We start from the raw sequence: 15,562 nt of genomic DNA, 5'->3' as shown, positions 1-15,562 counted from the left end.
TATGGAAAAACAAATCATGGACATTCTTAACGCAGGTATCGGACTTTTCCAATCAGGAAAAGAAGGTCTTGAAAAAGCAAAAACTCAGTTGGAAACAACTTACAATGAATTAGTATCCAAAGGTGCTTTGGACAACACGGAAGATTCTGTAAAGATTCGCCAATCCGTTGACAAAATCCTAACAGACATTAAAGAATTCTCTAGTGTTGCTGGAAAAAACTACGACGAAACTCGTTCTAAAATCGTAGACAACTACAACAAAATTGCTGAAGAAATCAAAGCAAAAATGCCTGAAGGAAAAATCGAATCCGTAAAAGCAAAAATCAATGAAGTTGCGGAATCTATCAAAAAAACAGGTGCTGCAAAAGCATAAGTTTCTTTAAAGAAGAGGAGGTCGGAATCCCGACCTTTTCTCTTTTCTTTATCTGTATTCTTTTTTTAAAATTCTCATTTAAAACAACCAAACTTCTAAATCTTAACTCACTTCCATTCCATCTGATTTACTTTCCCTATTGACAGATGATTCTTTTCACTTCATCCTGGAATCAATGTTTCGTTCCTACTTATCATTCATTTTAGTTTCATTATTTTTTATCTCTTGTTCTTTAGCCGACTTACGTCCTCCCACCTTACAAAAAGAAGGTTTAAATCCTGATCTAAAGAAAAAAGGATTATCCACCATTACAAACCCACCAGTGAAAGAACTCACTCCTGGTGATTGGAAACAGTACAAACAAATTCAATTTGTTTTGAAAGATGTTTGGCATTCCAAGTTTGTTCGATTTTTTACACCGATCAAAGAATCAGAACAAAGGCTTCGTGTGTATTTGGATTTTGAAAAAGATGCCATGGAAGTGGAATTCCTTGGTGGAGAAAAAAAAGGTCTCATCCTTGGGCTTGTGAAAAAAGATCCCTACCAAATTGCTGCGGATACGGGAAAAGTTTTTACGGGCGACGATGAAGTTCGTGTCTATTTAGAATCCCTTCGTTTGTATCTAACACTCCCTTGGAGACTCACTGAATATCCAATCATTCAATATGCAGGCGCTGTTCAAAAATTAGGCCAAGACTATGAAGTGGTATATTTTACATCCGTCCAAGCCGGTGCCACTCCCGACACAGACCAATACGTTGGTTACTTTGAAAAAACAAGTGGTGCCTTAGAATGGATGGAATTTACTTACCGCGAACTGTTTAGTTTTTACAAAGGTGTGATCAAATACGGATACTATGAACCGTGGAACAACAAACAATACCCCAGACGAATTAGTATTTTAGACAAATTTGAAGATTCTGATTTTGTTCACGAAATCCGAATCGAAAAAATGGAAATTCCAAAACAACCAATGGAAGAAGAAGATAAGGTATTGGAGTTACCGGAGTAGGAGTGAACCGGTGCTCCTGAAAAAAGAAAATTTTTGCAGAGAGAATTTGTTTTAAAATTTTATCCAAATTTTTAAAACTTAGAAAATTCGATTGAATTTCCATGGTTATTACTTATGTTATAACCATGGAAAGTTCTGCAGTCAAAAAAACTACGATTCGTGCGATTGGTAATTCATCGGGGGCTACGATCCCAAAAGCACTTTTAGAAAAATATAATTTTCATGAAGGAGACACTGTCTTTCTTGTGGAAACTGAAAACGGAATTCTTTTGTCTCCCTATGATCCTGATTTCGAATCAGCCATGGAATTTTACCAGGATGCTTCTAAGAAATACCGAAATGCGCTTAAAGAATTAGCGAAATGAAACGGGAACCTAAGTGGCTAAATAGAAAAATTGCTGAGGCTATTCATTTAGATCAAATCAAACAACACGGAGGTTCTTTGGGAATTCGAGATATCGGTTTACTTGAATCAGCGCTGGACCGACCAAAGAATCAATGGCATTACAAACCTGAGTCTACTATTTTTGAACTCACGGCTTCTCTTGGAATCGGTGTCGCAAAAAATCATCCATTTATGGATGGAAACAAGAGAACTTCGTTTTTGTTGATGTATGTATTTTTAGCTTCTAACGGTTTCATTATAGATACATCAGAGGAAGATGTTGTGAATGTTATGTTAAAGGTAGCAGATGGTTCCATAAAAGAAGATGAGTTAGCCAAGTGGTTAAAACATTCATCTAAATCAAATCAATAGGATATACAAATCTTTTCGTTATACGATACTGATTGATTTGTCACGTGATTTCTTCCAGCGAAAGGGATCGTAGCGGAAATCCTGCTCTGCAGATTGCAGCGGAGAGCCCGGTCCACCACCGCAAGGTGGTGGATTCGCCCCAATGATTAGTTCAAAGTAAATCGAATGGGAACGAGCACTTTAACTGTGATCGGTTTTCCTTCTAAAATGGAAGGGGAAAAACGTTTTTTGCGATAAACTTTGACGGCTTCTTCTTCGAGTCCACCACCTAACTGCTTACCAACGGATCTGACTCGTAACACTTCGCCTGTATTTGCTATCACAACTTCTAATGTCATGGTTCCTGTAAGTCCAAGAGCTTTTGCATCAGAAGTATATTCTGGTCGAATGTTAGGTGATAAGTCGATGGGAGAAGTTGCTCCAGAGATGATTGGATCAGAAGCTCCCGCAACACGTGGGTCTTCTTTTTTCTCTTCTTTTTCTTTATCAGTAAGATCAAAATCTCCATCTGTTGGTTTTGTATCCACGGATGGTTCTTGGATTTGAACATTGTCGATAAAAGCTACTTCTTCCACAAGGTCATCCAAACTATCGGTGTCCAAATGAGGTGTGAACCAAAAGAGAATGATGATAGCTTGGAGAAAAGCAGAAATGGCAAGACCGGTTTCGATTCGGTATCTATCGATGAACCGATGAATTCTTTCTCGTTTGGATCTTTTCTGTGTAACAACTGTTCCGTTCACTTTACTTTCCTTTTAACCCGCCACCTTGAGTGGTCTTGGTAACGAGGGAAACCTTTAAGGCTCCTATCTCTCGGAGAGTTTCGAATACATTGTCCAACTCTTCATAAGTAAGATCTTGATCTGCATGAATCAAAACTTTCAAATCAGGAGTGGTAGAAAGTTTTGCACGGATCTCACTCATGGCTTCGTTGAGTTCCATCTTGATCGAATTAAAATAGACAGTTCTTTTGTCATCAGCAGTCAGATAGAGATTGGCTATCTTTTTGTTTAACTGTTCTCCACCAGGAACATCTGGTAGATTGATGGGAAGGTCTGGATCCGAATCCAATACGGAGGTTACCATAAAGAACACGAGGAGTAAGAAGGCAATGTCTGCCATCGAACTTACGGGAACTGAAGGTGCGACTCTCTTTCTTCGTAACATATTATTTCTTCTTTCTCACTGAGATTTTTTCAAATCCACGAAGTTGAACTGCGGATAAGGCATCCAACATCTTTGCATATTTGGTATCACCGGTTGTAACAATGAGTGCTAGTTTGTTTTTAAGATCTGGGATTTCCATTTGGTTTAGGTCATCGCGAAATTCTTTTAAACTAGAATATTCTTTGGTTCCGAATGCTGTGTTACGCATCTTGTATCGATCTTGTGTTACCAAAATTTCATATACATTCTTACGTAAAAAAGGCTGAGGTTCGGATTGTTTGCGAGGAAGGGAAATGTTGAGTCCTTCCTTTACAAAGAATACAGCAGTTACCATAAAAAATACCAAGAGTAGAAAGGCAATATCCGACATGGATGCTGCCGATATTTCCTCTAGTTCTTGTTTTTTCTTTAACTTAATCATGGTTAGTTACTTTCCGTTGTTTACGCTCTTTTACCGGCTTTGAGTTTTAAATATTCTTTGTAGATTTTGTTCGCAGCTTCTTCTACTTCAGAAGTAAAGAAAGCAACTCGACCTTGTAAGTATTGGTAGAATGTCATTGCAGGAATCGCAACGATAAGACCAGCAGCAGTTGTGATAAGCGCTTCTTTGATACCACCAGCAACTACTTTAGCGTTGACTTGGTCAGCGTTTGCAATCGCATCAAAGGCGTTGATCATACCTGATACAGTTCCAAGGAACCCAACGAGTGGTGCAATGGTAGAAACAGCAGAAAGAACAGTAAGACCTTTTTCGAGAAGAGTCATGACTTCACCTGCTTCTCTTTCAATACCAGATGCAAAAATCTCTGGATCGTTTTGGGAAACTTCCATTCCATTTTTTAATACATCAGTGATTCGTTGTCCTTCGTTTGCTTTTAAAAATTCTTCAATCCCATTCATTCCAGATGCATCAATCGCATCTTGTAAGTCTTGGTTGTATCCTTTTCTTACGAGTTTTGCAGTGAAGAAAAAGTAGATTCTTTCTAGAATCACACCAAATGCAACGATGGAAGAGAGTAGGAGCGGCCACATTGACCATCCACCAGTCAAAAACAAACTTACGAGTCCGATTTCAGATTCTTGTTGTGGTGCTTGTGCAGGAGCTTCTGCTACTGGAGCGGGAGTTTCCGCTGGTGTTTCCGTTGTTTGCGCCGATTCTGTGCTAGGTGCTGCTGGTGTTGATTGCGCTTCGATTCTACCTGCAATCGTAAAAATTGTGATGAGTGCGATCACAAAAGACAAAGTGATTTTCGCTTTTGTCTGGTTACATGAGAATTTCATGAATGTCTCCATATCTAATTGATATGTTTCAAATCTAGAATATCCCTGTTACAAATAGATTACAAGTGGATGACAAAGTCGGGATTTAGATGGAGGAGAAGATCTCCTTTAGTTTTGGGATTCCTTCTAGAAACAAAGCAGGCCCTGGTTGTAATATAATACTTGGATCCATTTCAAAAATTTTGTTTTTTTGGATGGCTGTTACATTTTGCCATTCGGGTTTATTTCGCACCCAGTCCCAATCCATAGCCTTCCCACACCAGGATCCCACGTAGACATCTGGATTGGCCTCTCTGACTTCATCTGCTACGATGATACGGTCTCTCGCTAGTTTTCTGTCCTTTAGATGGGAAAAAGTGTCGATTCCGCCTGCAAGTTCAATGGCTTCACTGACCCATTGGATGCCTGTGATGATGGGTTCATCCCATTCTTGGAAAAAAACTTTGGGTTTGTGTATTTTAGATTCGTTTTCCTTTTTCCAAAGGATAATTTGATTTTTCCATTCTTCAATCAGTGTTTTTGCTTTTTCTGATTGGCCCACAAGGTTTCCGAGCATTTGCATATTGGATAATATTTCGGAAATGGATCTTTGGTTAAAGATAAGAACGTTTAATCCTCGTTCTACGAGATCTTTGGCAAGTTGGGATTGGATGTCAGAAAACCCAATGACAAGGTCTGGTTCAAGAGCCGTTATTTTTTTTAAGTTCCCACTGATAAAGGCAGAAACTTTTGTTTTTTCTTCCTTAGCTTTTGCGGGTCGTTCTGTATAAACTGAGATTCCGACAATTCGTTTTTCTTCCCCTAAGAGATACAACATCTCTGTTGGTTCTTCGGTGAGACAAATGATTCTTTCTGGGCCCATGGTTTACGTTTCCAGAAAACGAGCGAGATCGGTTTGAGATCCAAATAAAACAATGATATCGTCTTCTTTGAGGATTGTGTTTCCATGTGGAATTCCTAAAATTTTTTCAGTTTTGGAATCGGAGACACGTTTGGATTCTTTATTTACTGTGGGGCGTTTGATCGTGATGACATTGATATTGTATTTATGACGTAAATCTGCTTCCGCAATGGTTTGGTTGATATAACGTTTGGGAACTGTGACTTCCACCACACTGTATTCATCAGAAAGTAAAAAACTAGAACGCATTCCTGAAAAGGATAATGTTTCTGCCATACTTCTCGCGGCCTTTTCTTCTGGATTAAAAAGATCTTTGATTCCAAGAAGTTCCAAAACTTTCATTTGTAATTCTGTTTGGTAACGAGCGTAGATATTTTTCACACCACATTTTTTTAAACTATCGGCACAGATGATGGAAGTTTCAAAATCATCAGCAAGAGCAATGACTGCATAATCTACATCGGTGATTCCTTGTGATCGTAATGCATGTTCATCGGTGGCATCCAAAGTAACAGCTACGGTTACAAAATCTTTGATTGATTCAATGATTAATGGATCCTTATCAATCGCAATGACTTCATGGCCATCATCAAAAAGATAACGAACAAATAACTTTCCAAAACTTCCAATCCCAATGACTGCTATTTTTTTTCTTTGCATACCAAATTCAACCTACAACTACATACTCTTTTGGATACTCATACGAGGTACGATCTACTTTTTTAGAAACTGCCACAAGTAGAGTCAAAATTCCCACTCTTCCCACAAACATCACAGTACAAATGATGATTTTACCAGAATCTGTCAAATGAGGGGTGAGGCTACGAGTAAGACCTACCGTTCCAAAGGCGGAGACCACTTCGTAACATAAATCGATAAAATTCGCATTTTCAGTGATTAACAAACCAAGGATGGCAAGAAAAATCACAAATAAAGAAAGTACAATGGTAGCACTGGCTCTAGCAATAGATGAATTGGCAATGGTTCGGTGGCCTATTTCCATTCTTTCTTTTCCTCGAATTTCGTTGGTAATATTTAAAAGAGAGATGGCAAAGGTTGTGGTTTTGATTCCACCTCCTGTGGATACCGGTGAAGCTCCCACCCACATCAAAAAAAACGAAATGAATGTAATAGGAAATCCCATTTGGCTTAACTCTAATGTATTAAATCCAGCCGTCCTTGTGGTAACAGAATAAAACAAAGAATGAAAGATTTGTTCTGAAGTAGTGAGCCCTCTTAAAGTATAATTTAACTCTAAAAAATAATAAGAAACCCAACCGAATAACAAAAGACAGCCGGTTGTCCAAAATACTAGTTTGGATGTAACAGACCATCGAAACTTATAATCAAAAGGATTGGAAAGTTTTGTTCGGATTTGGAATAAAACAGGAAAACCAAGTCCTCCGAGAACAATCAAAAACATAATCACAGATAAAAATCCTTCTGAATGTTTGAAGGCTTCTGTGGCCAGTCCACTTGGTAACAAACTAAAACCAGCATTACAAAATGCAGATATGGAGTGAAAAATTGAATAATAAATTTTTTCTGAGAGAGCAATTGGGAAGTTCTCTGGAAAACTATAAAATAATAGAATCGCCCCAACCGATTCAATGACAAGGGTTTGGATTGTGATTTGTTTTAAAATTTCTTTGGCACGACCCATCGTTTCTTCGGAAAGAAGGTCTTTGATCATCATTGTATCACTGACAGAAACTTTTCCGGCAAGGAAGATGGAAAAAAAACTAGTTAAGGTCATAAGACCGAGCCCACCCACTTGGATGAGGAGTAAAACAATTAGTTGTCCTGTGAGTGTGAATTGGCTGCCAATGTCAACGGTGGAAAGTCCTGTGACACAGGTTGCACTGATGGTTGTGAAAACTAAATCAATGGATTTGACCTGGCCATTGGTTGACTTCGGAAAATGTAAAAAACAAACTCCAAGAAAAATGATAAAAGCAAAAGAAGAAACAAATACAATGGAAGGATTTAATTTTTTAGAATCATTTTTTCTGGAAAGTCGAAAGAAATGAGCCAAGTTAGAAAATAAAAACAGAATCTGATTGGCAGATAAAAAGATGATAGTGGTGTCATCTCCCGAAATATGGTATGACTTTAAAATGGAAACTATATCTTTTTCATAAATAAATTCCAATCCTAACATAAGCAAGATGATTAGTTCTATTTTATGAAGAGAAACATATTCTCTCCATCGTTTGTTTGTGAAAATTAAATGGATGGATTCGTAAAAAATAAAAAATGATACAAGTGTTCGAATGGAAAAAGTGACGTAAGGTTTCCAATCTTCAGGATAATAGAATCCAAAATCTAAAATCAAAATAGTAACCGATAAAAATCCAAATAGGATATATATGGTTCTTCCTATCCAACGGAAGTGGTCTATATAGAACTTTCGAATTTCGAATCTTTGGACTTGTAAATAAAGGTAAAATCTTTTTAAAAAAACAAGGAGTCGTTTGAACTTCAAGGGTAAACTTCAGCCAGTTGTTTTTTCTTTTCTCGGTGTTCTTCTAATCTTTGCCTATCGGCATAAACATTTGCCCCGGAAAGACCGGTGGTTCCACCAATCATGATGATACTTCCTGCAATTGTTTTTTCAATTGCCAATGCTGAAGCAATTGCTGTAGAAGCACCTAACGCAAATGGTAAAGTTAAAAAGAAAATGATATAAGCCCGGCGAAATTTTGTTTCTTCATAAACAGCATCTTCGTCAAATTCTTCTTTTTGTTTTTTCTTTAACTCTTGTTTGGTTCTACTTTTTTGGAGTTGGTTCTGAAGTGCTTGTTCGTTGATTTCACCTGTAAGGGGGTTAATTGGTGAATTTTGTGCGCCTGTCATACTATAAGGATTGTTTGCATTTTGACTGGAATTGGATGTTGTTCTGGAATTCATTAAGGCACCAGCACCAGGAATGGAATCAATCCCACTGTATTGCGTTTTTGCATTTTTGGGTGTGGATAAAACGGGAGTGTCAAACTTCGGCGGAAGGGTCACATCCTGTAAAACATTGGATTCCGGATCAGACTTGGGAAGATTTCTTAAGTCATAATTATTTGTGTCATAATATCCTTCTTTGGTTTGCCCAAGGAGTGGGCCCACCGCCAAAGAGAAAACAATCATTGGCACAAAAATTTGGGAAAAAATCCGCATACATTCCAGTTTACCCAATCTGTATCAGGGTCAATCCAATTCACGTCCAGAAAGTTTGGTGGATCTGTAAGAAAATGACTTTTCCCGAATGGACTCCAAATCTTTTTCGGAAACACCGGCAGTATGAGCGTGCCCATACTCTTCCGACATAGTGGTTCCAAATAGACCTGGATCATCAGATCCAATGGTGAGTTTGATATCGTTTTGCAAAAACCTTGTGATGGGATGATCAATATGTGATTCTAACATTCCAATGTATAAATTGGAAGATGGACAACATTCAACAACAGCCTCTGTTTGTGATATTTTTGACATAACATAGTTTTGGAAGGTATGGAGGTATTGGGACTGAGTTCCATCAAACTGAATTTTTAAAAGTTCGGAATCGGGTTTAGTTTTTAAATCCTTTCGTTTGAGTTCCAATTCTTCTTTGGGATAATATGAACCAAAACTTGTGATCTCTTCATAAGATTCCAACTCACATTCGATTTGGTCTTTTGCCTCAGATACTAGTTCTGTTCTTTCATCACCCAAAAAATAATCAGAGTCAATCCCAAGAGCCAATGCATGACCCAGTCTATGTGCCCCGTTTTCTGCTGATTCTAAAACCCAACGTACGGCAGAGGAAGGTGTTTTATCACGGAAACTTTCTCCTACATGATAAAGAATGGAAAGAGCCGTATTTGGTTCTGCTTTGTTATCTTTTAATACGGATTGGAAAAAAGATTTTTTTTCCTTTGGTGGATGACCTTCTTCGATATGACAAAAATCGATTCCCACAAGTCCATTGCGAATGACTGAATCTTTTTCCATCCAATTTTTCATCCAATCATAATGCCTTTCATAATTGATATCTCTATGTAAGGACATAACTAGTTTTGTTTGGATGGTTTTGCCTTCTTTTTTAGCGGAAGTTTCTCCTTTGGAAAGACCTTCCAAACAAGCCATGAGTTTGCTATAAAAACTTTCTTTGGGTTCTTCTTTTCCAAACATCAAACGATATTCTGCATAACTGATATCTTCCAAACTATTGGAAAGAACTACATCATGAGTTACTTCTGTAATTTCTTTGTCATCAAACTTAACAAGTGCGATGATCAAATTGAACTTAGCTTGGAAATGTAAAAAAGGAGCCTTTTCTCTAAAATGATAGAGTTTGGAAAAATCTTTTATGTCCGAATAATCTTCAAAAAAGGTAGAAGGTCTAATTTTTTGACCATAAGCCTTTTCATAGGAATCCAAATACAAGTGCCATCGAGGTTCGGGGTTATTTTTGCCGATTCGAAACAAGGTTTCGGGGGGTAAACATCCATAAAGGTGGTTGTGTAGATCGCAATACATATAAGAATGACAAAACTATGCTTCACAAAATTAGACGCATCTTGCAGCCAACTCGATTGAATCAGAAAATTCTTGGATTAGCAATCCCAGTTTTTTTTGGAATGATCAGTTATACAGCCATCATGGTAGCAGACACTGCTATGGTTGGTAAACTGGGAGAAGTCCCTCTCGCCGCTGTTGGGTTTGGTGGAATGGTTTATTTTTCCATTTTTGCCTTCCTTATGGGTGGATCCATGGCTGTGCAAATCATCGTAGCACGTCGATTTGGCGAAAAAAATGACAGAGGGGTCGGAATCACACTAGTTAATTCCGTTTATTTATCCTTTGTTTTAGGTGCATTACTTTCCTATTTTGGATTTATTTACGCTCCGCAGCTTATGGGTTGGATTGGTGATGATCCACAAGTGATCGAAGTGGCAGGAGTTTATTTATCCTACCGATTTATCGGAACCGTTCTCTTTTTTGTGGGATTCGCTTTACGTGGTTTTTTTGACGGAATTGGAATTGTACAAGTGGGTATGATTTCTTCCATGTTAGCCGCAGGTACCAATATCTTTTTCAATTGGTTACTCATTTTTGGAAACTGGGGATTCCCTGCTTGGGGAGTGAAGGGTGCAGCGATTGCATCTAGTTTGTCTTCAATCCCATCTCTACTGGTTGTGGTGTTTTATTTTTTCCGCAAAGACGTCATCAAATTCTTTCAGTACAAAATCTTTGCACCAAGTTTTGTTACGATCAAAGAACTTTGTACGGTTGGGTTCGCACCTGCTGTCGAAGGAACACTTGTAAACTTTGCTTTCTCTGGATTTTATAAAATTGCAGGAATGATTAGCACAACCACTTTAGCTTCTGCAAGTGTTGTATTAACATGCCTTAGTTTGTCGTTTATGCCTGGATTCTCTTTTGGGATTGCAGCCACTACCATTCTCGGCCAATCCATGGGTCAGGGAAAAATTCGATTGGCTTACGAAGGAACCATGCGTTCGGCAACGTTCTCTGCGATTGTGATGGGAAGTATGGGACTCTTTTTTATCATCGGTGGCCCTTGGCTCATTGGACTTTTTACCGATGTTCCTGCCGTAGCAAAGGTTGCCTATCCTGCACTTTGTATTGTGGCTCTCATCCAAGTGGGAGATGCCTATCATATGGTGATTGGTTCTGCACTTCGTAGTGCGGGGATGATGTACTATGTGATGTTTGTTTATCTCATCGTATCCTTTCTCATCATGTTGCCTTTGGCCTATTTACTCGGGATAGTCCTAGCATGGGGAAATTTTGGAATCTGGTCTGCGTTTTTTATTTGGATTTTACTCATGGCAGTGCTTTTTGTCAGAAAATTTCGTAAGAAGGAGTGGGTGAACATACGAATTTAATAGAACGAGGGGAAAATGAAACGAACAGAACAAGAAAGACAGGCCATTCAAAAATTTTTAAAGTCTGTGGATTTGTTCAAAAAACTTTCCCCTTCCGTTTTGTTACGACTTGCAAATAACGTTCAAGAAAAATTAGTTCGAAGCCACGAAGCTCTCTATTACAAAGGAGAGTCTTCGGAATCCATTTACATTGTAAGATACGGTGAAATACTTCTCGAAAATGTCGCCGGCCAAAGCCACGTCTATGTGGGTTCTGGTCAAGTGTTAGCCGAAAATTCACTTATCTCCAGTTCCAACCATTCCACTTCTGCCATCGCAGTCATTGATTCCCTCGTTTATGTTTTGAATGGAAAATTGTTTTTACAATTAGCATCTCAAGAGAAAGTTTTTGCACAAAACATCATCCAAATGATGGGATCTCGGATGCGAGAAAACTTAAACAGATCCAGTCACAAAGATAGTTTTGTCGGATTACGCAGGTTATGTGTCCATGTACCTTTGGAACCAGAATACCATTTTGGTGAAAAAGTAAAATCGTTCATTGATGAATATGGTGAAGTCACCAAAAAATTATCTTCTGCCATTCCCATTTCCACTTTTAAAGGAATGGATCCCACTCAGATTTCAGAGTATCTCACCAATCTTAGAAACAAAACTCCCTTACTTCATATTTATTTCGATGAATCCACATCCAGAATGGATTTACATTATTTGGTGGTTCAATCCGACTTTATTGTTTTTTGGGAAGACGAACCCGAAAAGTTTTATAAAGAAAAAGAAGAAATCATTCATTTTTGGAAAAGTCGAATTCGTAACTTTGAAGGTCGCGCCATCCGTATGATGGAAAGTGGAGTACGCAAAAGTTATCTTCCACAAGACCAATCTCTCAAAAACTTTTATCAAAAAGATACATTGGCAAGGTATTTGGTCTCCAAAACTCGAGGTTTAGCGTTAGGTGGTGGTGGTGCCAGAGCACTCGCTCACGTTGGATTGTTAAAGGTTTTGCATAGAGAAGGAATTCATTTTGATTTTGTATCTGGTGCTTCTATGGGAGCTGTGATTGCTGCTCTATATGCCAGAAAAAATTCTCCAGAAGAAATTGAAGAAATGATAAAAAATTTCTTTGGTGGATTGGAAAGTGCCTTTGATCCTACTCTTCCCGTCGTTGCCTTTTTTAAAGGGAAACGAATGAAACGAATGTTAAAGAAAGCTTTTGGTGACCAAAGAATAGAGGAACTTCCTCTTCCCTTTGCCACATCCGCAGTGGATTTACAAACGGGGAAAGAACATATTTTTGACCAAGGCCCCATCACGGAAGCACTCACCAGTGCTATGAGTTTGCCTGGTGCCTTTCCTCCCTATCGACTCGGCGAAAAGTTGTTAGTTGATGGTGGAATGATCAATAACGTTCCAGAAAATCTCATTCGTTCCAAAGGTGCAGATGTGGTGATGGGTATCAACGTATCTCCTATGCAAGAAATTGTTCCTGTAAAACTTTTTGAAGATCGTAATACAACAGAAAAGGGATTTTTTCGTTATATTTGGGATACTTTAAAATACCCACCTATTTTACAGATTATGACAAGAACCATCACCTTGGAAGGTAGAGAGATCACAAGGCTGAAACGCCCCAAACTGGACCTGTTTGTGCACTTCCATTTAGAAGAGTTTCAGTTATTTGATTTTGCCCGTTACCAAGAAATCATTGATAAGGGTGAACAGGAAGCCGAAGCCAATTTAGCAGAAATCAAACAATTGTTTTCTTAAGCATAGATAGTTGGGAATTATAGAATAGAGTTTAGTAATTTTGAGTTCACCTTATTGAATGGATTGATGATTTTCAATTTGTTAATTTTTGTTCCATCATTAAAGTCTTCAGACAATAAATAATCACAATTGAGTTCTAAAGCGGCCAAAACAATCAAAGAATCATAATAAGATAATTTATTCTTCTCTCTTAATTTCAGAGCATTTTTGTAAAACTCAATTGTTGGGAAAAAAGAACAAATCGGATCTAAGATTTTTTCTATGAAACTTGAAATATCCTGACCCTTCATTGGTGGTTGTCCTTTTGTAAGCATAACATTGCTAAATTCTTGGATGACTTGGTAACTTATAGAAAATCTATCAGATTTAAAAGAAGCCTTTATGATATTTGAAGAGATTTCCTTTTTTTCAAAATCCTTTTGTGAAAAGAAGTAAATAAATATATTCGTATCGATGAAGATTTTACCTTTCATTTGCTTCTTCACGTGTTATTTTTCGGTTTATCTTTACATATTCAAATTTTTTCAAATATGCATCTAGATCGAAATCTTTTGGCTCAGATTCAGAATAAGCGCGGAGCCATTCATTAAAAATGTCATTGAGTGACCTTTTTTGTTTACTTGCTTTTAGACGAGCTTTTTCAATTGCCCTTTCATCAGCTCTAAAAGTAATACTTTTCATGTTTATTATTTTACACGAGTTTCGTGCAATTTGTCAAATTGAAAATTGGTTATTTTAATACAGTAAACCAGTTTCTGACTAATTTTCTTATTTTCTGATTATTTTGTTCCAATCTCCACCTAAAGAAAGTTAGATACTTTCTCAAGATGGAGTGTTTTTTTTTGGTTTGCGAAAGTTTGGTTTAGGAGATTCGAATTACAAAGAAGAGAGGATTTCTTTTTTCTTTGCTTCAAATTCTTCGGCGTTGATGAGGCCTTGGTCGAGTAAACCTTTGAGTTTGGCAATCCGAGCGGCAGGATCATTGCCGGCAGGTGCTGTCCCACCACCTTGTCCTCCACCTTGGTTCATCATATTACCCATCATTTGGCCCATATTCATCCCCATACCCATGCCCATCCCGGCACCCATAGCCCCACCACCTTGGCCTTCGTTTTCTGCGGCCGCTTGTCCAATATCGAACATTTTCTTTTGTTGGTATTTATCCCCGAGCATATCGATTTCAAATTTGTCGGTGATGATTTTTTGGATTCTTTGGTAGTTGGGATCGTTTTGATCAAAGTTCACCGAAGATACGTTAAACTCTGTTAAGTCGATTCCATATTTTTCAAATTCAGGAGCAAGTTTGACCTTTCCAGCGGTAGAACTTTCATCTCTATATTTGTTAATTTCAACTACAGAGGTGTTGTTGTTTAAGATCACTTCTGCAATAAAATCGCCGATACCGCGGACAATGTTTGGTTTTAGAAATTCATCTATGGATTCGTTCGTGGTTCTGTTTCCACCTTTCACTACATTGAGTAAAAAGGATCTCGAATCTTTGATTCGGAATTTGTAATCCCCAAAAGCACGAATGTTTAATACAATTTTGTATTTAGGATCTTCCAATGGAATTGGGGTGTTTGTTCCCCATTTCATTGCAAAAATGGCTTTGTTTACATAATATACTTCTGCAGTGAATGGAGTTTTTCCACCAAACGGAAGATTGACGAGTGCTTCGAGGATGGGAATGTTTCCTGTTTTTAAGGTATGAGTTCCTGGCCCAAAAGTATCCAAGGCTTTTCCTTCTTTAAAAAAGATGGCTTCTTGGTTTTCGTCGACAACGAGTTGGCCTGCGGTACTGATTTCATCAGATGGATACTTCCAAACGATTTCGTTGGGACTACCTTCAAATTTAATTCTATCTATTAGTGCCATGTTTTATTTCCTTATCCTGTTATTTTAAAAAGATTGAGTTTCTTGATTCAAATTGAGTTTCGAAGTCTAACAAAAGTTTGTTAGTCGATTCAATGGCTGCTTCTGGATTGGTGGCAAAAGCGGTTGGTAATGTTTCCAAAATTTCTTTTTGTAAAACACCTGCTTTTTCCAACATAGAAAAGTCATGGTTTAATAGTTTTTCTATTTCTGCCGATGTGGCTTTGACACCGGTGCCAAGTCCATTCATTCCATAACCTGCTGAACTTACCTTCATGATGATTCGGTCTAATAAAGTTGTGGCTGGATTTGTTTTCCCGATGTTTTGGATTTGAGCTTTCGCCACAAAACCTTCTTCTAGTTTACGAAAACTTTCTTTAAAGGTAGAAAGTAACGCTCCTAGTTCCTTACGAACCAGAAGATCCGTTTTTTCAAACTCTTGGTTGGCCAGAGCTTCTTCAAATAGTTTGGTTTCTTTTAAGAACTTACGGATGGGATCTTGTTCGTTCTTAAATCGTTCTAATGTGGTTTTTAACCAAGTTTGATCCAT

Annotated in this window: 19 protein-coding genes; 6 read left to right on the top strand and 13 right to left on the bottom strand. The window is 37.9% G+C overall.

Features of this window, described 5'->3' with window-relative positions:
- Position 1 precedes the first annotated feature (1 nt).
- The 4 genes from EHQ16_RS05680 to EHQ16_RS05665 all read left to right on the top strand — a co-directional run bounded on the left by EHQ16_RS05680 (position 2) and on the right by EHQ16_RS05665 (position 2,142).
- Positions 2 to 373 carry a phasin-related domain-containing protein gene (locus EHQ16_RS05680; protein ID WP_135587735.1) on the top strand — a complete coding sequence of 124 codons (372 nt, stop codon included), beginning with the start codon at positions 2 to 4 and terminating at the stop codon, positions 371 to 373.
- A gap of 175 nt (positions 374 to 548) precedes the next feature.
- Positions 549 to 1,385, top strand: a complete 837-nt coding sequence (locus EHQ16_RS05675; RefSeq protein WP_135634818.1) for an LBF_0142 family lipoprotein — start codon at positions 549 to 551, stop codon at positions 1,383 to 1,385.
- Positions 1,386 to 1,510: 125 nt separating this feature from the next.
- On the top strand, positions 1,511 to 1,750 hold the full coding sequence (locus EHQ16_RS05670; protein ID WP_100719865.1) for an AbrB/MazE/SpoVT family DNA-binding domain-containing protein: 240 nt from the start codon (positions 1,511 to 1,513) through the stop codon (positions 1,748 to 1,750).
- The gene (locus EHQ16_RS05665) at positions 1,747 to 2,142 is read left to right on the top strand and encodes a type II toxin-antitoxin system death-on-curing family toxin (RefSeq protein ID WP_135634820.1); all 396 of its coding nucleotides are present in this window, start codon (positions 1,747 to 1,749) and stop codon (positions 2,140 to 2,142) included. Before EHQ16_RS05670 ends, EHQ16_RS05665 begins: the two co-directional genes overlap by 4 nt.
- A 146-nt stretch (positions 2,143 to 2,288) precedes the next feature.
- On the opposite strand, the gene EHQ16_RS05660 is transcribed toward EHQ16_RS05665, so the two are convergent.
- The 9 genes from EHQ16_RS05660 to EHQ16_RS05620 form a co-directional block, all read right to left on the bottom strand.
- The gene (locus EHQ16_RS05660) at positions 2,289 to 2,885 is read right to left on the bottom strand and encodes an energy transducer TonB (RefSeq protein WP_135634822.1); all 597 of its coding nucleotides are present in this window, start codon (positions 2,883 to 2,885) and stop codon (positions 2,289 to 2,291) included.
- A 1-nt stretch (position 2,886) separates the two neighbouring features.
- Positions 2,887 to 3,309, bottom strand: coding sequence for an ExbD/TolR family protein (locus EHQ16_RS05655; RefSeq protein WP_135634824.1), 423 nt, complete (start codon positions 3,307 to 3,309; stop codon positions 2,887 to 2,889).
- A 1-nt stretch (position 3,310) separates the two neighbouring features.
- Positions 3,311 to 3,730, bottom strand: coding sequence for an ExbD/TolR family protein (locus EHQ16_RS05650; protein ID WP_100743556.1), 420 nt, complete (start codon positions 3,728 to 3,730; stop codon positions 3,311 to 3,313).
- A gap of 20 nt (positions 3,731 to 3,750) precedes the next feature.
- Positions 3,751 to 4,590, bottom strand: coding sequence for a MotA/TolQ/ExbB proton channel family protein (locus EHQ16_RS05645; RefSeq protein ID WP_135634826.1), 840 nt, complete (start codon positions 4,588 to 4,590; stop codon positions 3,751 to 3,753).
- Between the two features lie 85 nt (positions 4,591 to 4,675).
- The gene (locus tag EHQ16_RS05640; RefSeq protein ID WP_135634828.1) at positions 4,676 to 5,452 is read right to left on the bottom strand and encodes a cobalamin-binding protein; all 777 of its coding nucleotides are present in this window, start codon (positions 5,450 to 5,452) and stop codon (positions 4,676 to 4,678) included.
- 3 nt (positions 5,453 to 5,455) lie between these two features.
- A complete protein-coding gene (locus EHQ16_RS05635; protein ID WP_135634830.1) occupies positions 5,456 to 6,151 on the bottom strand; it encodes a potassium channel family protein in 696 nt (231 codons plus the stop codon).
- A gap of 7 nt (positions 6,152 to 6,158) precedes the next feature.
- The gene (locus EHQ16_RS05630; protein WP_135634832.1) at positions 6,159 to 7,976 is read right to left on the bottom strand and encodes a TrkH family potassium uptake protein; all 1,818 of its coding nucleotides are present in this window, start codon (positions 7,974 to 7,976) and stop codon (positions 6,159 to 6,161) included.
- The gene (locus EHQ16_RS05625) at positions 7,973 to 8,659 is read right to left on the bottom strand and encodes a hypothetical protein (RefSeq protein WP_135634834.1); all 687 of its coding nucleotides are present in this window, start codon (positions 8,657 to 8,659) and stop codon (positions 7,973 to 7,975) included. Before EHQ16_RS05625 ends, EHQ16_RS05630 begins: the two co-directional genes overlap by 4 nt.
- A 30-nt stretch (positions 8,660 to 8,689) precedes the next feature.
- Positions 8,690 to 10,000: an amidohydrolase family protein gene (locus EHQ16_RS05620; RefSeq protein WP_135634836.1), complete on the bottom strand. Its 1,311-nt coding sequence runs from the start codon at positions 9,998 to 10,000 to the stop codon at positions 8,690 to 8,692.
- Positions 10,001 to 10,056: 56 nt separating this feature from the next.
- Here EHQ16_RS05620 and EHQ16_RS05615 point away from each other — a divergent pair, with 56 nt between their 5' ends.
- Positions 10,057 to 11,373, top strand: coding sequence for an MATE family efflux transporter (locus tag EHQ16_RS05615; protein ID WP_244241942.1), 1,317 nt, complete (start codon positions 10,057 to 10,059; stop codon positions 11,371 to 11,373).
- Between the two features lie 15 nt (positions 11,374 to 11,388).
- Positions 11,389 to 13,140 (top strand): patatin-like phospholipase family protein, encoded by a 1,752-nt coding sequence (locus EHQ16_RS05610; RefSeq protein ID WP_135634840.1) that lies wholly within the window; start codon positions 11,389 to 11,391, stop codon positions 13,138 to 13,140.
- A 17-nt stretch (positions 13,141 to 13,157) separates the two neighbouring features.
- Here the strand turns inward: EHQ16_RS05610 and EHQ16_RS05605 are convergent, their stop codons facing one another.
- The 4 genes from EHQ16_RS05605 to EHQ16_RS05590 form a co-directional block, all read right to left on the bottom strand.
- Positions 13,158 to 13,613: a PIN domain-containing protein gene (locus tag EHQ16_RS05605; protein ID WP_135634842.1), complete on the bottom strand. Its 456-nt coding sequence runs from the start codon at positions 13,611 to 13,613 to the stop codon at positions 13,158 to 13,160.
- Positions 13,603 to 13,821, bottom strand: a complete 219-nt coding sequence (locus tag EHQ16_RS05600; RefSeq protein WP_004787168.1) for a hypothetical protein — start codon at positions 13,819 to 13,821, stop codon at positions 13,603 to 13,605. Before EHQ16_RS05600 ends, EHQ16_RS05605 begins: the two co-directional genes overlap by 11 nt.
- A 195-nt stretch (positions 13,822 to 14,016) precedes the next feature.
- Positions 14,017 to 15,015, bottom strand: coding sequence for an SPFH domain-containing protein (locus tag EHQ16_RS05595; protein ID WP_135634844.1), 999 nt, complete (start codon positions 15,013 to 15,015; stop codon positions 14,017 to 14,019).
- Between the two features lie 19 nt (positions 15,016 to 15,034).
- Positions 15,035 to 15,562, bottom strand: coding sequence for an LIMLP_15305 family protein (locus EHQ16_RS05590; RefSeq protein WP_135634846.1), 528 nt, complete (start codon positions 15,560 to 15,562; stop codon positions 15,035 to 15,037).

It is taken from the genome of Leptospira kanakyensis (assembly GCF_004769235.1).
Lineage (GTDB): Bacteria > Spirochaetota > Leptospiria > Leptospirales > Leptospiraceae > Leptospira_A > Leptospira_A kanakyensis.
The sequence above is the reverse complement of the archived record's forward strand: the minus strand, read 5'-3'. Positions and strand labels throughout refer to the sequence as shown.